The following is a 19,191-nucleotide window of genomic DNA, read 5'->3' on the forward strand; positions in this document are numbered from 1 at the left end:
ACCCCCCAGCTCTGACCGGAGAACCTCCGATGACGATCGCTCCTGAACACCGCACGCTGCTGACGGTGCAGACGCACGCGCGCGGCAAGCGCAGCCCTGTCACGTGCCGCCTCAAGTGCAACGACGCGTGCCTTCACCCCGCTCCCAACGAGAGCGCCAACGAGTACTTCAAGGACGTCGTCAGCTCGGTGCTGTCGCGCCGCGCGATGCTCGGCACGCTGGCGGTCGCCGCCGGTGCCGTGGTGATCGGTGCGCAGGGCTTCGGCGCGCCGTCCGCGGCCGCCGCGACCCTGCCCGAGGGGCGCTTCCCCGGCCACGGTGGCCGCGGCCTGGCCTTCGGCGCGATCGACCCGCAGCCCGTCAGCGTCGACGCGCTGGTCGTCCCCGAGGGTTACACCTGGGACCCGATCATCCGCTGGGGTGACCCGATCCTCCCGGGCGGGCGCACGTTCGACCCGAACAACCAGTCGCCGGAGCAGCAGGCCAAGCAGTTCGGCTACAACTGCGACTACCTCGACATCCTGCCGTTCGACGTCGGCGACGAGCGCCGCGGCACCCGCGGCCTGCTCGTGTCGAACCAGGAGTACACCAACGCGGCGATCATGTTCCCGCCGACGGAGAAGTACTGGGAGAAGGACGCCGCGGGCAACGTCACCACGACGAAGAACGCCTACGCCCGCGCCATCGAGCGCGCCGCGCACGGCATGGCCGTCGTCGAGGTCCGCCGCAAGGCGCCGGGCACGCCCTGGAGCTACCAGCGGATCAGCCCGTTCAACCGCCGCATCCACCTGGACACGGAGTTCGTCGTCGACGGGCCGGCCGCCGGCTCCGACCTGCTCAAGACGTCCGCGGACCCGACGGGCACGCGCGTGTTCGGCACGATGAACAACTGCGCGGGCGGCACCACCCCGTGGGGCACCGTCCTGTCGGGCGAGGAGAACTTCAACGGCTACTTCAAGGCCGCCGGAGTCAACCCGGCAGCCGACGCCCGCTACGGCATCGGCTCGACCACCAGCTACGGCTGGGAGGCCGACGACCCGCGCTTCGGTGGCGGCGCGGGGTTCGAGAACGAGGCCAACCGCTTCGGCTGGATCGTCGAGCTCGACCCGCACGACCCGTCCGCGGCGCCCGTGAAGCACACCGCCATGGGCCGGTTCAAGCACGAGGGCGCCAACGTCACCCTGTCCTACCGCGGCCACGCCGTCGCGTACATGGGCGACGACCAGGCGTTCGACTACGTCTACAAGTTCGTCTCCAAGGACCGCGTGGCCAAGGGCGACTCCCGCTGGGCCCGCAAGCACAACAAGACGCTGCTCTCGGAGGGCGACCTGTTCGTCGCCAAGTTCACCGGCGACTCGCCGGCCGCCGAGATCGACGGCTCGGGCACGGTCCCGTCCGACGGCGCCTTCGACGGCACCGGCGAGTGGCTGCCGCTGGTGCAGAACGGCCGGAGCAAGGTGCCCGGCATGTCCGTCGAGGAGGTGCTGGTCTACACGCGCATGGCCGCCGACAAGGTCGGCGCCACCAAGATGGACCGCCCGGAGGACGTCGAGATCAGCCCGGTCACGGGCCGCATCTACGTGGCGTGCACCAACAACTCCGGCCGTACCCCGACCAACACGGTCGAGGGAGCCACGGAGGCCAACCCGCGCACCCACAAGGTCGTCGGCGGCGTCACCAACAACGGCAACCGTGACGGCCACGTGGTCGAGATCATCCCCTCGGGCGACCAGACCTCGACCCGCTTCACGTGGAACCTGCTGCTCGTCGCGGGCGACCCCGCCGTCGAGGGCACGTACTTCGCGGGCTACCCGAAGGACCGCGTCTCGCCGATCTCCTGCCCGGACAACCTCGCGTTCGACGCCGAGGGCAACCTCTGGATCTCGACGGACGGCGCGCCGAGCTCCAACGCCATCCAGAAGTGCGACGGCCTGTTCAAGGTGCCGGTCTCGGGCCGCGAGCGCGGGCACGTGCAGCAGTTCCTCTCGGTGCCCGCGGGCGCCGAGACCTGCGGCCCGCTCGTCGACTCCCGCGACGGCATGGTCTACGTCAACGTGCAGCACCCGGGCGAGGACGGCACGTACGCCGCGCCGCAGTCGTTCTTCCCCGACTACATCGCGGAGGGTGCCCCGGTCGAGGCCGGCGACTTCCGCGGCCCGCGCCCGACGGTCGTCCAGGTCTACCGCAAGCGCTGACCACCACTCCTGATCACCGAGGTAGAGCGAGTGTCCGAACACCCGCTCTACCTCGGCGTCCTCCTTTTGCCGAAGTAGAGCGAGTGTCCGGACACTCGCTCTACTTCGGCGACCCGGGGCGCGCGAGGTAGACCGTGTGTCCGCATCACGTCACACCTTGGGATGCGATCCGGGCCTCGCGGCGTTCGTAGACTTGATGACCGTGACCAACCCGCCTCCCGATCCCGCCCGCAAGCCGCTCACGGCGAGCGGTGCGCACGGCGAACCCTCCCGTGAGCCGGACGGCGCGTACCTCGACCACGCCGCGACCACGCCCATGTCCGCCGCGGCGCTCGCCGCGTTCGTGGCCGAGGCGCAGCGCACCGGCAACGCGTCGTCGCTGCACTCCGCGGGGCGCACGGCACGGCGCGCCGTCGAGGAGGCGCGGGAGACGCTCGCGAAGTCCCTGGGCGCCCGGCCGAGCGAGGTCATCTTCACGTCGGGCGGCACCGAGTCGGACAACCTGGCGATCAAGGGCATCTTCTGGGGACGCCGCGCGCAGGACACGCGCCGCTGCCGGATCCTCGTGTCCGCCGTCGAGCACCACGCCGTGCTCGACCCGGCGTTCTGGCTCGCGGGCCATGCGGGCGCCGAGATAGTGCTTCTGCCCGTCGACGGCGAGGGCCGGCTCGACCTCGACGCCCTGCGCGCCGAGCTCGCCGCCCACGCCGACGAGACGGCCCTGATCAGCGTCATGTGGGCCAACAACGAGGTAGGCACGATCCAGCCCATCCGCGACGTCGTGCGCGCCGCGCGCCCGTACGGCATCCCCGTGCACACCGACGCCGTACAGGCCGTGGGCCAGGCGGAGGTGTCCTTCACCGAGTCCGGCGTGGACGCCATGACCGTCAGCGGGCACAAGCTGGGCGGTCCGGTGGGCGTCGGCGCCCTGCTCGCGAAGCGTGACCTCGCCCTCGACGCAGTGCTGCACGGCGGCGGCCAGGAGCGCGGCGTCCGCTCCGGGACGCTCGACACGGCATCGATAGCCGCCTTCGGCGTCGCCGCACGCCATGCCGTCGAGTGCCTGCCGCAGCGCGCCGCCCGGCTGTCCGCCCTGCGCGACGACCTCGTCGCCCGCGTCCGCGTCGCCGCACCCTCCGCGGTGCTGCGCGGCCCCGAGCCGACGTCGGGCGACCGGCTGCCCGGCAACGCGCACTTCACCTTCCCTGGCGCCGAGGGCGACTCCCTGCTGTACCTGCTGGACTCGGCAGGCGTGCAGGCGTCCACCGGCTCGGCCTGCCAGGCGGGCGTGCCGCAGCCGTCGCACGTGCTGCTCGCCATGGGCGTCCCCGAGGCGGAGGCCCGCGGCGCCCTGCGGTTCACGCTCGGCGCCACGTCCACCGAGTCCGACGTCGACCGGCTCGCCGCCGCGCTGCCCCACGTTGTTGCCCGGGCACAGGCCGCGGGCCTCGTGTCGGGCCGTTCGATCGGAGGCATGTGATGAGGGTGCTCGCGGCCATGTCGGGCGGCGTGGACTCCGCGGTCGCCGCGGCGCTCGCGGTCGAGGCGGGGCACGACGTCGTCGGCGTGCACATGGCGCTGTCCCGGAACCGGGACCAGTTCCGCACCGGTTCGCGCGGGTGCTGCTCCATCGAGGACGCCGGCGACGCCCGCCGCGCGGCCGACATGCTCGGCATCCCGTACTACGTCTGGGACCTGTCCGAGCGGTTCGAGGACACCGTCGTGGCCGACTTCCTGTCGGAGTACGAGGCCGGCCGCACCCCCAACCCGTGCGTGCGCTGCAACGAGCACATCAAGTTCGAGGCGCTGCTGGACAAGGCGACGGCCCTCGGGTTCGACGCCGTCGCGACGGGCCACTACGCGCAGATCGTCACCCGGGAGGTCCCGGGGGCGGACGGCGGGCTGCGCACCGTGCGCGAGCTGCACCGCTCGCCGAACGACGCCAAGGACCAGTCCTACGTGCTGGCCGTCGCCGGACCCGAGCGGCTCGCGCGCGCGATGTTCCCGCTGGGCGGGTTCGCGTCCAAGGACGAGGTGCGCGCCGAGGCCGCGAAGCGCGGCCTGTCGGTCTCCGCCAAGCCCGACTCCTACGACATCTGCTTCGTGGCCGACGGCGACACGCGCGGCTTCCTGCAGTCCCGCCTGGGCTCGCGCCCGGGCTCCGTCGTCGACACCGACGGCGAGGTCGTGGGCGAGCACGACGGCGCCTACTCGTTCACCGTCGGGCAGCGCAAGGGGCTCGGGCTCGGGCGGCCCGCCGCCGACGGCAAGGCCCGGTACGTCGTCGACGTGCAGCCCGCGACGAACACCGTGGTGGTGGGACCTGCCGAGCTGCTGAGCGTGGACCGGATCGCGGGGGAGAAGGCCCTGTGGTTCGAGGGGGTCCTGGCTCCGGCGGTCGAGCCTGTCGAGACCCGGCCCGTCTCGCTGGTCGAGCCTGTCGAGACCTCCGACGTCGTCCCGGACGCGGACGGCTGGTTCACCGCAGAGGTCCAGGTCCGCGCGCACGGCGCGCCCGTCCCGGCCCGGGTGCGGTCAATCGCCTCGGCCGGTGGCGCTTATGGTGACGACGTCGCGGAAGGCGAGCGACCGGCGTCCGACGCGGACGGGGTGGACCCGGCTCCGGCGATGGAGATCGAGCTGACCGGTGCACCGCTGCGCGGCGTCGCGCCGGGCCAGTCGGTGGTGGTGTACCGCGGCACGCGCGTGCTGGGCCAGGCGACGGTCTCCCGCGCCTGGCGGGCTCCCGCGCCGCGGTAGGCGGCGCCGAGCCTGAACACATCTGAACAAGGAGAGCTGATGACCGCTGTGACCGGACACGGGCCCTGGCCCGGAGGCGAGCGCGATGTGCTCGAGGCGCAGCAGATGGCGCTCGGTGAGCTCGCCGAGCTGCCGACCGGCGTCGACGCGCTGCCGTTCCTGACGCAGCTGGGGCAGCGTGGTCCGGGCGCCGACCCCCTCGGGCGGACGGCGGTGCGGCTCGCCGAGATGCCCGTCGAGCTGGGGCCGCACGGCTGGAAGCTCACCGACCGGCCGGGGATCGACGCACGGCGTGCCGATGCGTTCTGGCGGGAGGACCTCGGCGCCCTCGCCATCGCGGCGCACGGCCACACGGGTCCGCTGACCGTGGAGATGCTGGGGCCGTGGACGCTGGCGGCCCAGCTCTGGTCGGCCCGCGGGGACCGCGTCCTGGCGGACACCGGAGCCCGCGCGGCCCTGGGCCTCGCGCTCGCCGCGAGCCTGCGCACGCTCGTCGCCGACATCGTCGCCCAGGTCCCGGGCGCGGAGGTGACCGTGCAGCTCGCGGAACCGCTGCTCGGCCAGGTGCACGCGGGCGTGCTGCCGACGTTCTCCGGGTTCTCGCGGCTGCGGGCGGTCGCGGGGCCCGAGATCGTCGAGGGCCTGGAGCCCGTGCTCGCGGCCGCGCGGGACGCCGGCGCCCGCTCCGTCGTCCACCTGGGCAGCACCTGGGTCGGCGTCCCGGCGGTCGTCCTCGCCGGTGCGGACGCGCTGGGGCTCGACCTGGCCGACGTCGGGCCGGGCGGCTGGAACGAGCGGGCCTGGGAGCTGCTGGCCCGTGCGACGGAGCGCGGGACCGGGCTCTGGGCGGGGCTGCCGCCGGCGCAGGTCTCGCAGTGCGCGGGCCCGGCGCTCGGCACGCTCGCCGACCTGGTCGCTGTCCCGTGGCGGCGGATCGGCCTGCCCGCCGCACAGCTCGCCGAGGTGACGCTCCTGGCCGCGCACCGGAGGTCGCTCGGCTCGACGGACGCCCACCGCGCGGAGCTGGCCAACCTGGGCCGCGTAGCGGAGACCCTCTCGGAAAGGGCAGAGGCGTAACCATAGATCGCCGAGGTAGAGCGTGTGTCCACCAATGCGCTGCGCAGGTGGTCTACCTCGGCATCGATGTGTCCGTGAAGTAGAGCGTGCGTCCGGACGCCGTCGTCCCCTCGCACAAACTGGTTGGCGACCCGATCGCTGTTGTTCCGGGGACTGGAGTGCGACCACAGGTCGTAGGTTTTCCACAGCTCGGTCCAGTCCGGCTCCGGTCACACATGCTCCCTTGGTGAGACGAGCCGAGTACGCAGAAAACCTGCGACGAATTGCAGACCTCCAGCGATCCGCCGCGGACGGGTCGCTGGTCACGTCGCGGATGTACTCCGCGGATCGAGCGATCGAGCCGGAGGTTCCGGCGAAGATCGGGTACTCCGCGCAGGACCGACGGCGCCTCGCGGAGCGCGTGCGGAGCGGTGAGCTGGAGCGGATCAGACCGGGTGTACTCATGGCGCCGATCGATGACGGTCTGCGACCGCACGAGGTATCCGAGCTCGTGACGCTGCGCACCGTGCGGGCCGTGGTCGAGCGCTCCCGCTCTTCCCTCTGGGTAAGTCATCAGACTGCCCTGCTCCTGCACGGCTGTTGGACGTTTCGGAGCGGCACGGCGGTCCACGTGACACATCTCAGCAACCCGAACATCGACCATGAGCACGAGACGGACATCGTTCGGCACTGGACGAAGCTGCCGGACCGCGACCGGTCCACCGTGGGCGGGATTCCGGTCACGACGCTGGAGCGGAGCTTGGTCGACTCGATCAGGTCACTGCAGCCCGACAGCGCGCTCGTCGCTGCCGACTCCGCCTTTCGGCGTGGCGCGAGCACCGTTCTCGTCCAGCGCATCGTCGCCGAGTCCGTCGGAAAGCGCGGCGTCGTCCAGGCACGTGAGACGTTGCGCCGTGCGGATCCGCGTTCGGGCTCGCCCGGGGAGTCGATCGTCCGGGCGGCCATGCATCGCGCCAGGGACGTGAATCCGTCTCTTCAGATCCCGGTCAAGACTCGGATCGGGACGTTCTGGGTCGACGTCGGGTGGCCAGATCTCAAGGTCGGCTTCGAGTTCGACGGGGCGGTCAAGTACTCCGGCGGCGCGTTCGGCGACCCGGAGCTGGCCCAGCGAGAGAGGGCTCGCAGGATGCGCGCGCTCGAGGAGGCAGACTGGCTGATCTTCGAGGTGAGATGGGCGGACGTCGAGGACCCGGCGAGACTCGACGCCCTGGTGTACGACGCGTTCCTGCTAGGGCTCGCACACATGCGCCGCGCCGGCTGACCCCACCCGGACACCCGCTCTACCTCGCGAACAGAACGACGCCGAAGTAGAGCGAGTGTCCGAAGCGGACCGCGAAGTAGAGCGTGCGTCCAGACACACGCTCTACTTCGCGGAGGGGTGTCAGGTTGTCAGGCGGGTCCAGAGGAAGGTCCAGTGGGTCGCCGCCATGTACGCCGCCTGGGCGTTGTTGGCCGCCCCGCCGTGGCCGCCCTCGATGTTCTCGTAGTACGTCACGTCCTTGCCCGCGGCCAGCATGAGCGCCGCCATCTTGCGGGCGTGGCCGGGGTGCACCCGGTCGTCCTTGGTCGACGTCGTGAACAGCACCGGCGGGTAGTCCCGCGCCGCGTCGAACAGGTGGTACGGCGAGAAGCCCCGCACGAACTCCCAGTCGTCGGTGTCCGGGTCGCCGTACTCGGCCATCCAGGACGCGCCCGCGAGCAGGTGCGAGTACCGCTTCATGTCCAGCAGCGGGACGCCCACGATGATCGCCCCGAAGAGCTCCGGGTACTGCGTCAGCATGTTGCCGGCGAGCAGCCCGCCGTTCGACCGGCCCTCCATGCCCAGCCGTGCGGGCACGGTGATGCCCCGCGTGACGAGGTCGCGCGCGACCGCCGCGAAGTCCTCGTACGCGCGGTGCCGGTTCTCCTTCAGCGCGGCCTGGTGCCAGGCCGGCCCGTACTCGCCGCCGCCGCGGATGTTCGCCACGGCGTACACCCCGCCCCGCTCCAGCCACGCACGCCCGACGGTGCCCGAGTACCCGGGCAGGATCGCGTGCTCGAACCCGCCGTAGCCCCACAGCAGGGTCGGCGCCGGCCCGGCCTCGCCCGAGACGAGGTCCGCCCGGCCGACGACGAAGTACGGCACGCGCGTGCCGTCGTCCGACTCGGTGAACTGCTGGCGGACCTCCATGCCGGCCGCCTCGAAGTACGACGGCGCGGACTTGAGCACCTCGGGCGCCGCAGCCGTCTCGCCAGGACCGGCGACGGTGGTGCGGCCCAGGGTCGACGGCGTCAGGTAGCCGGTGGTGACCACCCAGACCTCGTCGGAGTCGACGACGTCCACCGCGCCCACGCCGACCGTGAGGAGCTCGCCGCCCACGGGGAGCTCGGAGCGCGCCCACTCGCCGCCTGGCGTGGCCACCGTGGGCGGCGTCAGCACGTGCAGCAGGTTCTTCACGTCGTCCAGCACGTTGAGCACCAGGTGGTTCCGCGTCCACGTGATCCCGGCGAGCGACGTCGTCGGCGTCGGCTCGAACAGGACCGTCAGGTCGCGCGACCCGGCCATGAAGTCGTCGAAGCCGACGGCGAGCAGCGAGCCCGCGCGGTAGGTCGTGCGGCCAACCGCCCAGTCGTCGCGCAGGCGCACCATCATCCACTCGCGGTGCAGGCCCACGTTCGCCGAGTCCGGCACGTCGATCTTGGTGAGGGTTTGCTCGGGCGTGCCCACGTTCGTCGCCAGGTACGTCTCGTTCGCGTAGAACCGGAGCGCACGGTGCACTAGGTCCCGCTCGAAGCCCGGGGTGTGCGAGCGGGACGCGCTGATGTACATGTCCTGGTCGGTGCCCTCGTAGACGACGGTCGCCTCGGCCAGGGGAGTGCCGCGCAGCCAGCGCTTCACCTGCCGCGGGTAGCCCGACGGCGTCATCGTGCCCTCGCCGAAGTCCGTGTACACGTAGACCGCGTCAGCGGAGATCCAGGACAGCCCGCCCTTGGCCTGGGCACGCACGAAGCCGCCCTCGCTCTCGGGCACGAACTGCTTGGTGACGAGGTCGAACTCGCGCGTCACGTCGGAGTCGGACCCGCCGGGCGACAGGTCGACCAGCGCGTGCCTGCGCGGTTCGCCCGCCGCGAGCTGCTCCGCCGTCGGGCGCAGGACGCTCGCGCCGTGCCAGACCCAGCTCTCGCCCTCCTGGGCCGCGAGGGCGTCGAGGTCGAGGACCGTCTCCCACTCGGGGTCGTCGGTGCGGTAGGAGTCGAGCGTCGTGCGGCGCCACAGGCCGCGCTCGTGCTCGGCGTCCTGCCAGAAGTTGTAGTAGTGCTCGCCGACCTTCGAGACGTGCGGGATCTTGTCGTCCGAGTCGAGGACCTCACGCACCGCACGCTCGGTCTCGGTGAAGGCGGGACCGCCGAGGACCTGGGCGCTGTGCGCGTTGCGCTCGCGGACCCAGCTCAGGGCGGTCTCTCCGTCGACGTCCTCGAGCCACGCGAACGGGTCGGTGGCGGGGTCCAGCGGGGTGTCCGGGAGAGCGGTTCGGGGGGCGGTCTGGGTGTGCTCGACGCTCATGGAGAGCACCCTACGCGGCCGGTCACGGCTGCGGCCGTCGTGGGCCGCGTGCCTCAGGCAAGAGGAACTGTGCCCGGTTTGTACAGTATTGTGCGGCTATTGCGCCACGGGGCTGCCCTATTCCTCAGTGGCACATATTTTCGCTGGTCGCACCACGGTCGTGCCCTTCCACGCGTGGGACGCCCTGTGGTAGAAACTGCACTCCAGGGGGTTGTTCGCCCCCTCCAGCCGAGTTCGTGGAGCAGGTCGCGGTAATCGCCGTGTCCGGCCTTCCGAACTCTGACGAGACAACTATTAAGGGGATCGGCTCGGTGAGCTCGATGTCTTCTTCTCCTCCGCCCAGCAGGTTGCGCCAGGTCGCACCTTGGGTGTGTGTCGCCGGCGTGCTTGCCTATGTACTCGTAGCACCAGTCCTGTTCACCGCCACCGGGGCCTCGTCCACGTGGCCCGCATGGCTCGTCGGCATCGCCGCCGTCGGGCTCGCGGTGGCGGCCGCGCTGATCGCCGCGCGGTCCTCACGTGACGACCTCGCCGCGCACGAGGACCTTGTCCTGGCACACCGCCGGGCCGAGGAGCGCGCGGATGCGGCGTCCCGGGCGCTGGACGCCCTGGCGAACGAGCAGCTTCCCGCGTTCCTCGACAGCGAGCCCGCCCCGCCGCTCCCGCACCTTCCGGGTGACGCGGGTGCCCAGGCCCGTCTGGACGAGGCGGCCGCCATGCTCGCCCGCGTCCAGGAGGAGCGTGTCGCCCGTCGCGACGCCGTCCAGGTCGCCGTGGTCGCCCTGAGCCGCAAGGTCCAGGCCGCCGCGCACCGCATCCAGGAGGAGGCGGCGCGCATGGTCCAGCGCCACCCCACCGACCCGGACATCCTGCAGACGTCGATGCGTGTCGACCACGCCGCCGCTCAGCAGGCCCGTCAGGCGCAGAGCCTCGCGGCGCTGTGCGGCGAGTGGCCGGGCCAGCAGTGGAGCGAGCCGCTCCCGCTGCCCGACGTCGTCAAGGGCGCCGCCAGCCGGATCACGGCGTTCCACCGGGTCGAGGTGTCGGGTGACCCCGGCGTCGCCGTCTCGGCGCGTATCGTCGAGCCGCTCATCCACCTCGTGGCCGAGCTGCTGTCCAACGCGACGCAGTCCTCCCCGCCCACCACGCAGGTGCTCGTCTCGCTGCGCCAGGTGCAGCGCGGCGCGGTCGTCGAGATCGACGACTGCGGTGTGGGCCTCGACCTCAAGCAGCTCGAGCAGGCGCGCGACATCGCCTCCGGCAAGCGCGAGATCAGCATCACGGAGCTGGGCGAGATCCCGCAGACCGGCCTGGCCGTCGTCGGTACCTACGCGCGGCGCCACGGCTTCCGCGTGGACGTCACCGAGTCGGTGTACGGCGGCCTGCGCGCCATCGTCATGATCCCGGCAGAGCTCACCGAGGCAGTGGTGCCGTCGGGCATGCTCACGCCGGCCGCGACGCTGCCGAGCGCCGGCTCCCACACCAGCGGGGCATCCGCACTCGGCTCCCGTCGCAGCGCCACCGCAGTCGCCGAGGCGCCGCTCGTGACCGAGCTGCCCAGCGCAAAGCCCGCGGACGACGACGAGTGGCCCGCACCCGCGGCGCCCGACCCGGCGACCGTGGTTCCCGTCGAGCCGCTGAGCGCGCCCGGCGTCGTGGTCGACGAAGAGGAGGAGACGCCCGTGGCCGGTGCCCCGGTGCAGGCCCCTGGCGAGCTGCCCCTGCGTCCTGGGCGAGCCCGCCCCGAGGACGACGAGTTCCCCGAGCCGTCTGCGCTCCCGCAGCGGCGATCGCGCCGTGGAGAGGCGGAAGCGACCGACGACCGGACCAAGGCCACGGAGCCCCGTACCGAAGCTCCTGGTCCCGCTCAGACGGCCGAGGAGGCCGGTGAGTGGATGGGCGCCTTCTTCAGCTCGACCGAGGCGCAGTTCGGGGACTCACCAGACAGCAGCGAACCGCCGGCTGGAGCCGGTGGACCTTCGGAGGACCGATGACTACGCACGCCGACGGCATGACCAGCACCGACGGTAATAGCTGGATGCTCGAGCTCATCAGTGGTGTACGGGGGGTCAAGCATGTAGTCGTGCTCACCTCCGACGGCCTGATGAAGGTTCGGACGGACCAGACCCCGCTGGACGTGGCCGACAAGGTAGCGGCGGCTTGCGCCGGACTTGTGGCGCTGGGGATGGGAATGAGCAGGGAGTTCGGCAACAGTGAGACGATCCGCCAGGTGATGGTTGAGTTCGACGGCGGATTCCTCTTCGTCCGGGGAGCCGGTGACGGCTCGCGTCTCGCGGTCGTCACGGAGACCGTGATCGACCCGGCGCTGATTGCCCAGCAGATGCAGGCCCAGGTCCTCATGATCGGGGAGCGCACCCTGGGCACGGAGCGGATCTCCAGCTGACCCCGCCCCAGGCACCGTTTCGGAAAGCACCACCCGAGCCTCGTGAGGCTTGGCCGTACCAGGCACCACCAGCTCGACCGATACCTGACCGACCAACAGGGGGCGAGGGGATGGACACCGAGGAGTACCGCGATCACCCGGTGCGCTCGTACGTGCTCACCTCGGGGCGGGCGCACCCGTCGCGCAACACGCTGCGCCCGGAGACACTTGTACGTGCGGTCGAGAGCAGGCCAGTGCTCTCGACGGCCAGCCGGCTGGAGCGCGAGCTGGTCGAGCTGTGCCGCGGCACGCTCGCGCTGGCCGAGGTGGCTGCCTACCTGCAGCTACCCGTGAGCCTCGTGGCGGTCATGGTCTCGGACCTGGTCGACACGGGAAACCTGACGATCCGTTCCAACCACCAAGCGCACGTCCTGCCCGGCAAGGACATCCTGGAGAAGATTCTCGATGGACTCCGCAAGCTCTGACCGCCCGGCGCCCGGGCAGCACCTGGCACCGACCGTTGCGCGGTCGGTCAAGGTGCTGGTGGTGGGCGCCTTCGGCGTGGGCAAGACGACGCTGATCGGTGCGGTGAGCGAGATCGACCCGCTGCGCACCGAGGAGCGCATCACCACGGCGAGCGTCGGCATCGACCCGGGGCAGCCGAACAAGGAGACGACGACGGTCGCGATGGACTTCGGTCGCATCACCGTGACCGAAGACATCGCCCTGTACCTGTTCGGCACCCCGGGTCAGCGCCGGTTCTGGGACCTGTGGGCGGGCCTGGCCGACGGCGCGGTCGGTGCGCTGGTCATGATCGACACGCGGCACCTCGAGGACAGCTTCGAGGTGCTGGACCAGCTGGAGCTGCGGACCAAGATCCCGTTCGCGGTGGTCGTCAACCAGTTCCCCGACTCGCCGAACTACCCGCTGGAGCGGGTCCGCGCCGCGCTGGACCTGCTGCCCGAGACCCCGATCGTCGAGTGCGACGCACGCGACCGGCAGTCCGCCGTACTCACCCTGATCACCCTCGTCGAGCACGCGATGACGTTCCCGGTGTTCCAGAAGGTCAACGCGTGACACTCGCCAACAGACTGCACCTCCGGCTGGAAGACATCTCGGACCGGATGCAGCTGTCGGAGATCACGTCGGCCCGGGATCCGCACAAGCTGTACGAGCAGCTCCGTGACGAGTGGGGTCCTGTCGCGCCGATGGACCTCGAGCCCGGCGTCCCCGCCTGGCTCGTCCTGGGGTACGACGAGGCCAGCAGCGTGTTGCGCAACGAGCTGCTGTTCTCCCGTAACTCCCGCAACTGGCGCTACGTCCAGGAGCGCTCCCTGCCCGCCGACTCGGGGGTCTTCGCCGCGCTGGCGCCGCGCGAGAGCGCGTACTACCTGGACGGGATGCAGCAGCGCCGGCTGCGCGCTCCGCTCGACGACGCCCTGGGCGCCGTCGACGAGAAGCGCCTCGCCCGCACGGTGGCCGTGACGTGCGAGGCGATCATCGACCGACTGATGCCCCGCGGCGAGGCGGACCTGGTGAAGGACTACGCCGTCGCGGTACCCGTCATGGTCATGACCGAGATGTTCGGCATGAGCCTGTCCGACGGGAACCGGATGCACGAGCTCACCGAGGCCGTGTACGCCGGCCGGGAGAAGGCCCGCGCCGCCGCGATGGAGCAGGAGAACCTGCTGGCCGTGCTCGTGGCGACGCACCGGGCCGAGCCGGGCGAGGACCTCACCACCGCCCTGGTCAACCACCCGAACCACGAGAACGACGTCGAGGTGATGGCCTCGATCGGCGTGATGTTCAGCCTGGGGCACGACGCCGAGATCGCGTGGATCGCGAGCACGCTGCACATGATCCTGACGGACCCGGCGTTCGCCGCCCGGGTGCGCCGCGGCCGGCTCGACCTGGACGACGCCCTGGACGAGGTGTCGCGGCGCAACCCGCCCGCCCCGCACGTGCTGCCCCGGTTCGCCCGGCAGGACTGCGAGCTGGGCGGACGCCGGATCGCCTACGGCGACGCCCTCGTCCCCGCCGTCGCCGCCGCGAACGCTGACCGGGCGATCCGGACGGACGACCCGTGGGAGGAGCTGGGCAGCCGGTTCCACCTGACCTGGGGCGCGGGGGCGCACGCGTGCCCCGCCCACCGGATCGGGCCGCTCATCGGCCGGATCGCCGTGGACACCCTGCTGCGCCGGATCCTCGACATGGAGCTGTCGGTCTCGGCGGACTCGCTCAAGATGTCGGCCTCGCCGTGGTCGCGCTACCCGCGCAAGCTGCCCGTCCGGTTCACCACACCGCTGACCGAGGGCGGCCCGCGCCCCGAGCGCTGACCGGCCCGTGCCGCCACCGCTGGTCGAGCTCAACCGTTGGTCGAGCTCGTCGAGACCGCCCACCGTCGGCCGAGCCCGTCGAGACCCCTCGACAGGCCCGACCGACGTCGGTCTCAGGACTCCGCGGCCGCCCGCTCCTTGACCTTCTCCTTGAGCCGCGGCACGACGTTCTTGTAGACCGACGGGTTGATCGGCAGGAGCCACTGGATGGTCTGGGCGGTGGAGCTGATGTTCACGCCGGCCTCGTCGAGCGTCTCGTCGATCTGGTGCATCGAGAACGGGATGACGTTGGTGCCGCGGGCGTGCTTGCCCCCCGTGCGCTTCTCCATCCACGCCACGCGCTCGGCCACGTGCCTGCGCCGCTCCTCGATCGGCGGCAGCTCGACGACGCCGGCCAGGTACGCGGCGATCCAGATCGCGCCGGCCTCGGCGGACAGCGGCGAGAACAGCGACGAGTTGTAGCCCGCGAAGGTCAGGTTCGGCACGCCCTCGGGCAGGATCTGGCGGTAGAGCTGGTAGTTGCCCTGGTCGTCCACGAGGCGGGCGGCGATGGTGTCGTCGAGGAACGGCACGCGCTGGTGGAACCCGGTACCGCAGACCACGAGCTCGGCCGGGATCCGGGCGCCGTCGCTCAGCACGGCCACCGGGTGGTCGCCCTCGACCTCGAAGCGCTCGATCTCCGTGTCGCGGTGGACCTTGATGGTCCCGTCGGCGACCTGCTCGTAGAACCCGTCGGTGGACAGCGACACCGTGCTGTTGGCGATGTCGGCGAACTCGCCGTGCGGGACCAGGCCGAGCTTCTTGAGCTTGAACTGCCAGGTCGCGACGGATCCGATGCTCGAGAGCATGCCCGCGCGGACCTTGTCCCCGGGCCCGTGCAGGAAGCGCTCCATGCTGTTGGGCAGCTCCTGGTAGCGGAACAGCGCCTCGCCGAGGCGGGACAGCAGCAGGTACTTCATGTTCAGGGTGCTGGCGATGCGCTTGGGCATCTTCCACAGCAGGCGCCGGGCCACGACGGTGGTGGACTTGGCCACCTGGCCGATCTCGGCGGCGACGTCGCACGCCGACTTGCCGTACCCGACGACCACCACGTGCTTGTCGCGGGCGTCGTCCAGCGTGTTGAGCTGGCTGGAGGCGACGAGCTTGCCGCCGGCGCGGACGAGGTCGGCGTACCCCTCGTACTGCGGGAAGACCGGGTCAGAGAAGATCCCGTTCGCGACCACCAGGTGGTCGAACCGCTCGGGGGCGGAGACCGGCGCGCCGATGCGCCGCGCGGTGATCATCCAGCCGTCCTCGGCGTCGGTCAGCTCGGCGCGGACGACCTCGGTGGCGAGCCGCAGGAGAGGGCGCAGCTCGAACTTCGCGACGTAGCGCTCGAGGTAGGCCTGGACCTGCTCGCCGGTGGGCCACTCGGGATAGTCCCGGGGCATCGGCAGGTCCGAGAAGGCGTACGAGTCCTTGTTGTTCTGCGTCCGGAGGCCCGAGTACCGGCGGGTCGCGCTCCACACCCCGCCGACGTCCGGCGCCTTCTCGAAGACCGTGACGTCGTGCTCGAACTCGCGGAGGATCTTCGCGGTGGCCAGTCCTGCGAAACCGGCACCGACGACGGCGATCTTCAAGGGGCCCCTGCTCTCAGTAGATTTCCGGCATTTTTCACGAATGGTAGCGGTGCCGGACCCTGTGCGATAGGGGCCGATCGAGGCGAATGCCCAGGTCGGCTGACCTTTCGGAACAGGGCGCGACGACACGCCGCTCGAATGTCAGTGGTTCAGTCCATGATTGTGTCTGTGAGCGAGACGACAGGCATCCCGGAACGTGAAGAAGCCACGAGCGACGAGGCCACCGCACAGCGGCGGTGGGCCGAGCTCGTGGCCGGGATCGAGGAGGACCGGCGGGCGTACTACGAGAACGACGCACCGAAGTCGTCGGACGCCGACTACGACATGCGGCTGCGCGAGCTGGAGGAGCTCGAGGCGGCGCACCCCGCCCTGGCGACGCCGGAGTCGCCGACGCAGAGCGTCGGCGGCGCGGCGGTGGCGGGGTTCGTCACGGTGGAGCACATCGAACGCATGCTCTCGCTCGACAATGCGTTCAGCACCGACGAGCTGGCGGTGTGGGCGGAGAAGGTCAACCGTGACCTCGGTACGGACCGCCCGGGGCTGCTGTGCGAGGTCAAGATCGACGGCCTGGCGATTTCCCTGGTCTACGAGAAGGGTCGCCTGGTGCGTGGCGTCACGCGCGGTGACGGGCGTGTCGGCGAGGACGTGACCCGCAACGTGCTGCGGATCGCCGAGATCCCCCAGACCCTCACCGGCGAGGGGCACCCCGACGTCGTCGAGGTGCGCGGCGAGGTGTTCATCCCGGTCGCCACCTTCACGCGGCTCAACGAGCTGCAGGCCGAGCTCCGCGACCGGGCGGTCGAGGACGCACGCGAACGTTCCGAACGGAGCGCCGGCGGCAAGGAGTTCGACGTGGAACGGGCGCGCATCGCCGCGCTCCGCCGGTTCCCGCAGTTCGCCAACCCGCGGAACGCTGCGGCCGGCGGCCTGCGGCAGCTCCTGGAGAACAAGGACGGGCTCGAGCTCGAGGCGGGTCTCGCCCGCGTGGAGGGCCTGCGCATGTACGCGCACGGTGTGGGCGCGCTGCAGTGGCAGGAGGGCGAGCACACGGAGCTGGAGCGGCAGTCCGACGCGTACACCCTGTTCGAGCAGTGGGGGATCCCGGTCTCCCCGCACAACCGGGTGGTCGACGGCCTGGACGGGGCCCTCGAGATGATCGAGTACTTCCGCGAGCACCGCCACGACATCGAGCACGAGCTCGACGGGATCGTCCTCAAGGTCGACGCCCTCGCGCGGCAGCGCCGGCTCGGGTCCACCAGCCGTGCGCCGCGCTGGGCCATCGCGTTCAAGTACCCGCCGGAGGAGGTCAACACGCGCCTGCTCGCGATCCAGGTCGGTGTGGGCCGTACCGGCCGGGCCACCCCGTACGCCGTCATGGAGCCGGTGAAGGTCGCGGGCTCCACGGTGCGTCAGGCGACGCTGCACAACCAGGATGTGGTGCGGGCCAAGGGCGTGCGCATCGGTGACGTCGTGGTGCTGCGCAAGGCGGGTGACGTCATCCCGGAGATCGTCGGGCCGGTGTCCGCCCTGGCTGACGACGGCTACCCGCGCGAGGACTTCGTCATGCCGGCGGAGTGCCCGGAGTGCGGAACGCCGCTGCGTGCCATGAAGGAGGCCGACGTCGACCTGCGCTGCCCGAACGCGGAGTCGTGCCCGGCCCAGGTGCGCGGGCGCGTCGAGCACATCGGTTCGCGCGGCGGCCTCGACATCGAGGTCCTCGGCGAGGTCACCGCCGCGGCGCTCACGCAGCCCGACGTGCCGGAGACCCCGCCGCTGGTCACCGAGGCCCAGCTGTTCTCGCTCACGCTCGATCAGCTCCTCCCCATCGAGGCGGTGGTCCGCGACGCGGAGACCGGCCTGCCCAAGGTGGACGACGACGGCGTGGTGCGCCGGCGGACCCCCTTCCGGCGCAAGCTGGCGTACAGCAAGGCGCAGCGCGCCGCGGCCGAGGAGTCCGGTGAGACCCTGCCTGAATGGGCGCCGTCGGCCAACGCGACGAAGCTCCTCGAGGAGCTGGAGCGCGCCAAGACGAAGGAGCTGTGGCGCAAGCTCGTCTCCCTGAACATCCGGCACGTGGGGCCGGTGGCGGCGCGGGCGCTCGCGGGCTGGTTCGGTTCGGTGGATGCCATCGAGGCCGCGTCGCAGGAGGAGCTGGCCGCCGTCGACGGCGTCGGCCCGGTGATCGCCGCCGAGATCAAGGAATGGCTCGCTGTGGACTGGCACCGGGAGATCCTCGCGGCATGGCGCGCAGCGGGGGTCGAGCTCGCCACGCCGGGGCATCCGGGACCTGCTGCGATGGCGGAGGCCGACACCGGGCCCACCGGTCCGCTCGCCGGCCTGACCGTGGTGGTGACCGGATCGCTCGAGGACTTCACGCGCGACGGCGCCAAGGAGGCCATCATCGCCGCGGGCGGCAAGGCCTCCGGCTCGGTCTCGAAGAAGACCGACTACGTGGTGCTGGGGGAGAACGCCGGTACCAAGGCGGCGAAGGCGGAGGCCCTGGAGATCCCGACCCTGGACGAGGACGGTTTCAAGAAGCTGCTGGAGGGCGGCCCGGAGGCCCTGTGAGCCGCCGGACCGTGGCCGGCCCGTTCGCCGGGCCGGCCGCTCACCGCCGAACCGTCACCGTCGCCCCGGCAGCCGCATGGTGAGCAGCTTCGCCTGCGGCGCGAGGCGGGCGGCGAGGGCGAAGACACCGTCGGTGCGCTGCCGGTCGGGGTCGATCACGGAGAACAGGTTCACGCCCAGGTAGAACGTGATCGCGGCGTCGGCGACGTCGCGCGCGGGCAGCAGCTTGCCGAGCGGGGTCCCGCCGATGACGCGTTCCCACTGCTCGGCGACGAAGCCGACCCACGGCTCGGCGCGCACGCTGATCTCCGCCCGCAGCGTCGGCTTGGTGACGGCAGCCGCGACGAGCTCGCCGAACTGTGCGATGTACCCGCGCTCCAGGTCGGTGCGGTAGATGGTGGTCGCCGCCTCGACCAGCTCCTCGAGCGTCCGGGCCTTCGACGCCGTGGCGCGGTGCAGCGCCATACGTTCCTCGGTGGCGCGGTCGAGCGCCGCCAGGAGCAGCTGGTCGACGCCCCCGAAGTGGTAGAAGACCAGCGCCGAGTTGGCCTCGGCCGCCGTCGCGATGGACCTGGCCGACGCCCCGGCATAACCCTGCTCGCGCAGCACCTGGTCTGCCGCGTCCAGCAGCCGTCTCCGTGTGTCCTCGGCCGTCCCACGCCCTGTCTGGGCCATCGCCGGCTCCTTCCGTCGTCGCTTGATCATATGC

At 71.4% G+C, this 19,191-nt stretch carries 14 protein-coding genes; 11 read left to right on the plus strand and 3 right to left on the minus strand.

The features are described from left to right. The first annotated feature begins 29 nt into the window (after positions 1–29). The 5 genes from ACNYC2_RS03660 to ACNYC2_RS03680 all read left to right on the plus strand — a co-directional run bounded on the left by ACNYC2_RS03660 (position 30) and on the right by ACNYC2_RS03680 (position 7,293). Positions 30–2,195 (plus strand): PhoX family protein, encoded by a 2,166-nt coding sequence (locus ACNYC2_RS03660; RefSeq protein ID WP_419705734.1) that lies wholly within the window; start codon positions 30–32, stop codon positions 2,193–2,195. Between the two features lie 196 nt (positions 2,196–2,391). Beyond that, the gene (locus tag ACNYC2_RS03665; protein ID WP_419705735.1) at positions 2,392–3,675 is read left to right on the plus strand and encodes a cysteine desulfurase family protein; all 1,284 of its coding nucleotides are present in this window, start codon (positions 2,392–2,394) and stop codon (positions 3,673–3,675) included. Further along, the gene (gene mnmA, locus ACNYC2_RS03670; protein ID WP_419705736.1) at positions 3,675–4,955 is read left to right on the plus strand and encodes a tRNA 2-thiouridine(34) synthase MnmA; all 1,281 of its coding nucleotides are present in this window, start codon (positions 3,675–3,677) and stop codon (positions 4,953–4,955) included. Before ACNYC2_RS03665 ends, mnmA begins: the two co-directional genes overlap by 1 nt. Before the next feature lie 39 nt (positions 4,956–4,994). Continuing rightward, the gene (locus ACNYC2_RS03675) at positions 4,995–6,032 is read left to right on the plus strand and encodes a hypothetical protein (RefSeq protein ID WP_419705737.1); all 1,038 of its coding nucleotides are present in this window, start codon (positions 4,995–4,997) and stop codon (positions 6,030–6,032) included. A gap of 514 nt (positions 6,033–6,546) precedes the next feature. Next, positions 6,547–7,293, plus strand: a complete 747-nt coding sequence (locus ACNYC2_RS03680) for a hypothetical protein (RefSeq protein WP_419705738.1) — start codon at positions 6,547–6,549, stop codon at positions 7,291–7,293. 120 nt (positions 7,294–7,413) lie between these two features. On the opposite strand, the gene ACNYC2_RS03685 is transcribed toward ACNYC2_RS03680, so the two are convergent. Then, positions 7,414–9,576 (minus strand): prolyl oligopeptidase family serine peptidase, encoded by a 2,163-nt coding sequence (locus ACNYC2_RS03685; RefSeq protein WP_419705739.1) that lies wholly within the window; start codon positions 9,574–9,576, stop codon positions 7,414–7,416. A gap of 383 nt (positions 9,577–9,959) precedes the next feature. Between ACNYC2_RS03685 and ACNYC2_RS03690 the strand changes: the two genes are divergently transcribed. From ACNYC2_RS03690 to ACNYC2_RS03710, 5 genes are all read left to right on the plus strand, one after another. Next, entirely contained in the window at positions 9,960–11,570 is a 1,611-nt protein-coding gene (locus ACNYC2_RS03690) for an ATP-binding protein (RefSeq protein ID WP_419705740.1), read from the plus strand. A 17-nt stretch (positions 11,571–11,587) separates the two neighbouring features. After that, the gene (locus ACNYC2_RS03695) at positions 11,588–11,980 is read left to right on the plus strand and encodes a roadblock/LC7 domain-containing protein (protein WP_116677953.1); all 393 of its coding nucleotides are present in this window, start codon (positions 11,588–11,590) and stop codon (positions 11,978–11,980) included. A gap of 110 nt (positions 11,981–12,090) precedes the next feature. After that, positions 12,091–12,444, plus strand: a complete 354-nt coding sequence (locus ACNYC2_RS03700) for a DUF742 domain-containing protein (RefSeq protein WP_275005546.1) — start codon at positions 12,091–12,093, stop codon at positions 12,442–12,444. A gap of 55 nt (positions 12,445–12,499) precedes the next feature. Further along, the gene (locus ACNYC2_RS03705; protein ID WP_374727022.1) at positions 12,500–13,036 is read left to right on the plus strand and encodes a GTP-binding protein; all 537 of its coding nucleotides are present in this window, start codon (positions 12,500–12,502) and stop codon (positions 13,034–13,036) included. Continuing rightward, positions 13,033–14,295 (plus strand): cytochrome P450, encoded by a 1,263-nt coding sequence (locus tag ACNYC2_RS03710; RefSeq protein ID WP_419705741.1) that lies wholly within the window; start codon positions 13,033–13,035, stop codon positions 14,293–14,295. The genes ACNYC2_RS03705 and ACNYC2_RS03710 overlap by 4 nt, the downstream gene beginning before the upstream one ends. 113 nt (positions 14,296–14,408) lie before the next feature. Here ACNYC2_RS03710 and ACNYC2_RS03715 read toward each other — a convergent pair whose 3' ends face one another. Then, on the minus strand, positions 14,409–15,914 hold the full coding sequence (locus ACNYC2_RS03715) for a flavin-containing monooxygenase (RefSeq protein ID WP_419705742.1): 1,506 nt from the start codon (positions 15,912–15,914) through the stop codon (positions 14,409–14,411). 156 nt (positions 15,915–16,070) lie between these two features. On the opposite strand from ACNYC2_RS03715, the gene ligA reads away from it, so the two are divergent. Beyond that, positions 16,071–18,482 (plus strand): NAD-dependent DNA ligase LigA, encoded by a 2,412-nt coding sequence (ligA, locus tag ACNYC2_RS03720; protein ID WP_419705743.1) that lies wholly within the window; start codon positions 16,071–16,073, stop codon positions 18,480–18,482. A gap of 54 nt (positions 18,483–18,536) precedes the next feature. Here ligA and ACNYC2_RS03725 read toward each other — a convergent pair whose 3' ends face one another. Beyond that, entirely contained in the window at positions 18,537–19,157 is a 621-nt protein-coding gene (locus ACNYC2_RS03725) for a TetR/AcrR family transcriptional regulator (protein WP_419705744.1), read from the minus strand. Between the last annotated feature and the right edge of the window lie 34 nt (positions 19,158–19,191).

Origin of the sequence: Promicromonospora sp. NFX87 (assembly GCF_048564965.1) — a bacterium.
GTDB lineage: Bacteria > Actinomycetota > Actinomycetes > Actinomycetales > Cellulomonadaceae > Promicromonospora.

Excerpts from the sequence above, each read along its gene's own strand:
- ACNYC2_RS03695 (WP_116677953.1), top strand. The coding sequence starts at position 11,588 with ATGACCAGCACCGACGGTAATAGCTGGATGCTCGAGCTCATCAGTGGT.
- ACNYC2_RS03685 (WP_419705739.1), bottom strand. The coding sequence starts at position 9,576 with ATGAGCGTCGAGCACACCCAGACCGCCCCCCGAACCGCTCTCCCGGAC.
- ACNYC2_RS03675 (WP_419705737.1), top strand. The coding sequence starts at position 4,995 with ATGACCGCTGTGACCGGACACGGGCCCTGGCCCGGAGGCGAGCGCGAT.
- mnmA (WP_419705736.1), top strand. The coding sequence starts at position 3,675 with ATGAGGGTGCTCGCGGCCATGTCGGGCGGCGTGGACTCCGCGGTCGCC.
- ACNYC2_RS03665 (WP_419705735.1), top strand. The coding sequence starts at position 2,392 with ATGACCGTGACCAACCCGCCTCCCGATCCCGCCCGCAAGCCGCTCACG.
- ACNYC2_RS03700 (WP_275005546.1), top strand. The coding sequence starts at position 12,091 with ATGGACACCGAGGAGTACCGCGATCACCCGGTGCGCTCGTACGTGCTC.
- ACNYC2_RS03660 (WP_419705734.1), top strand. The coding sequence starts at position 30 with ATGACGATCGCTCCTGAACACCGCACGCTGCTGACGGTGCAGACGCAC.
- ligA (WP_419705743.1), top strand. The coding sequence starts at position 16,071 with ATGATTGTGTCTGTGAGCGAGACGACAGGCATCCCGGAACGTGAAGAA.
- ACNYC2_RS03725 (WP_419705744.1), bottom strand. The coding sequence starts at position 19,157 with ATGGCCCAGACAGGGCGTGGGACGGCCGAGGACACACGGAGACGGCTG.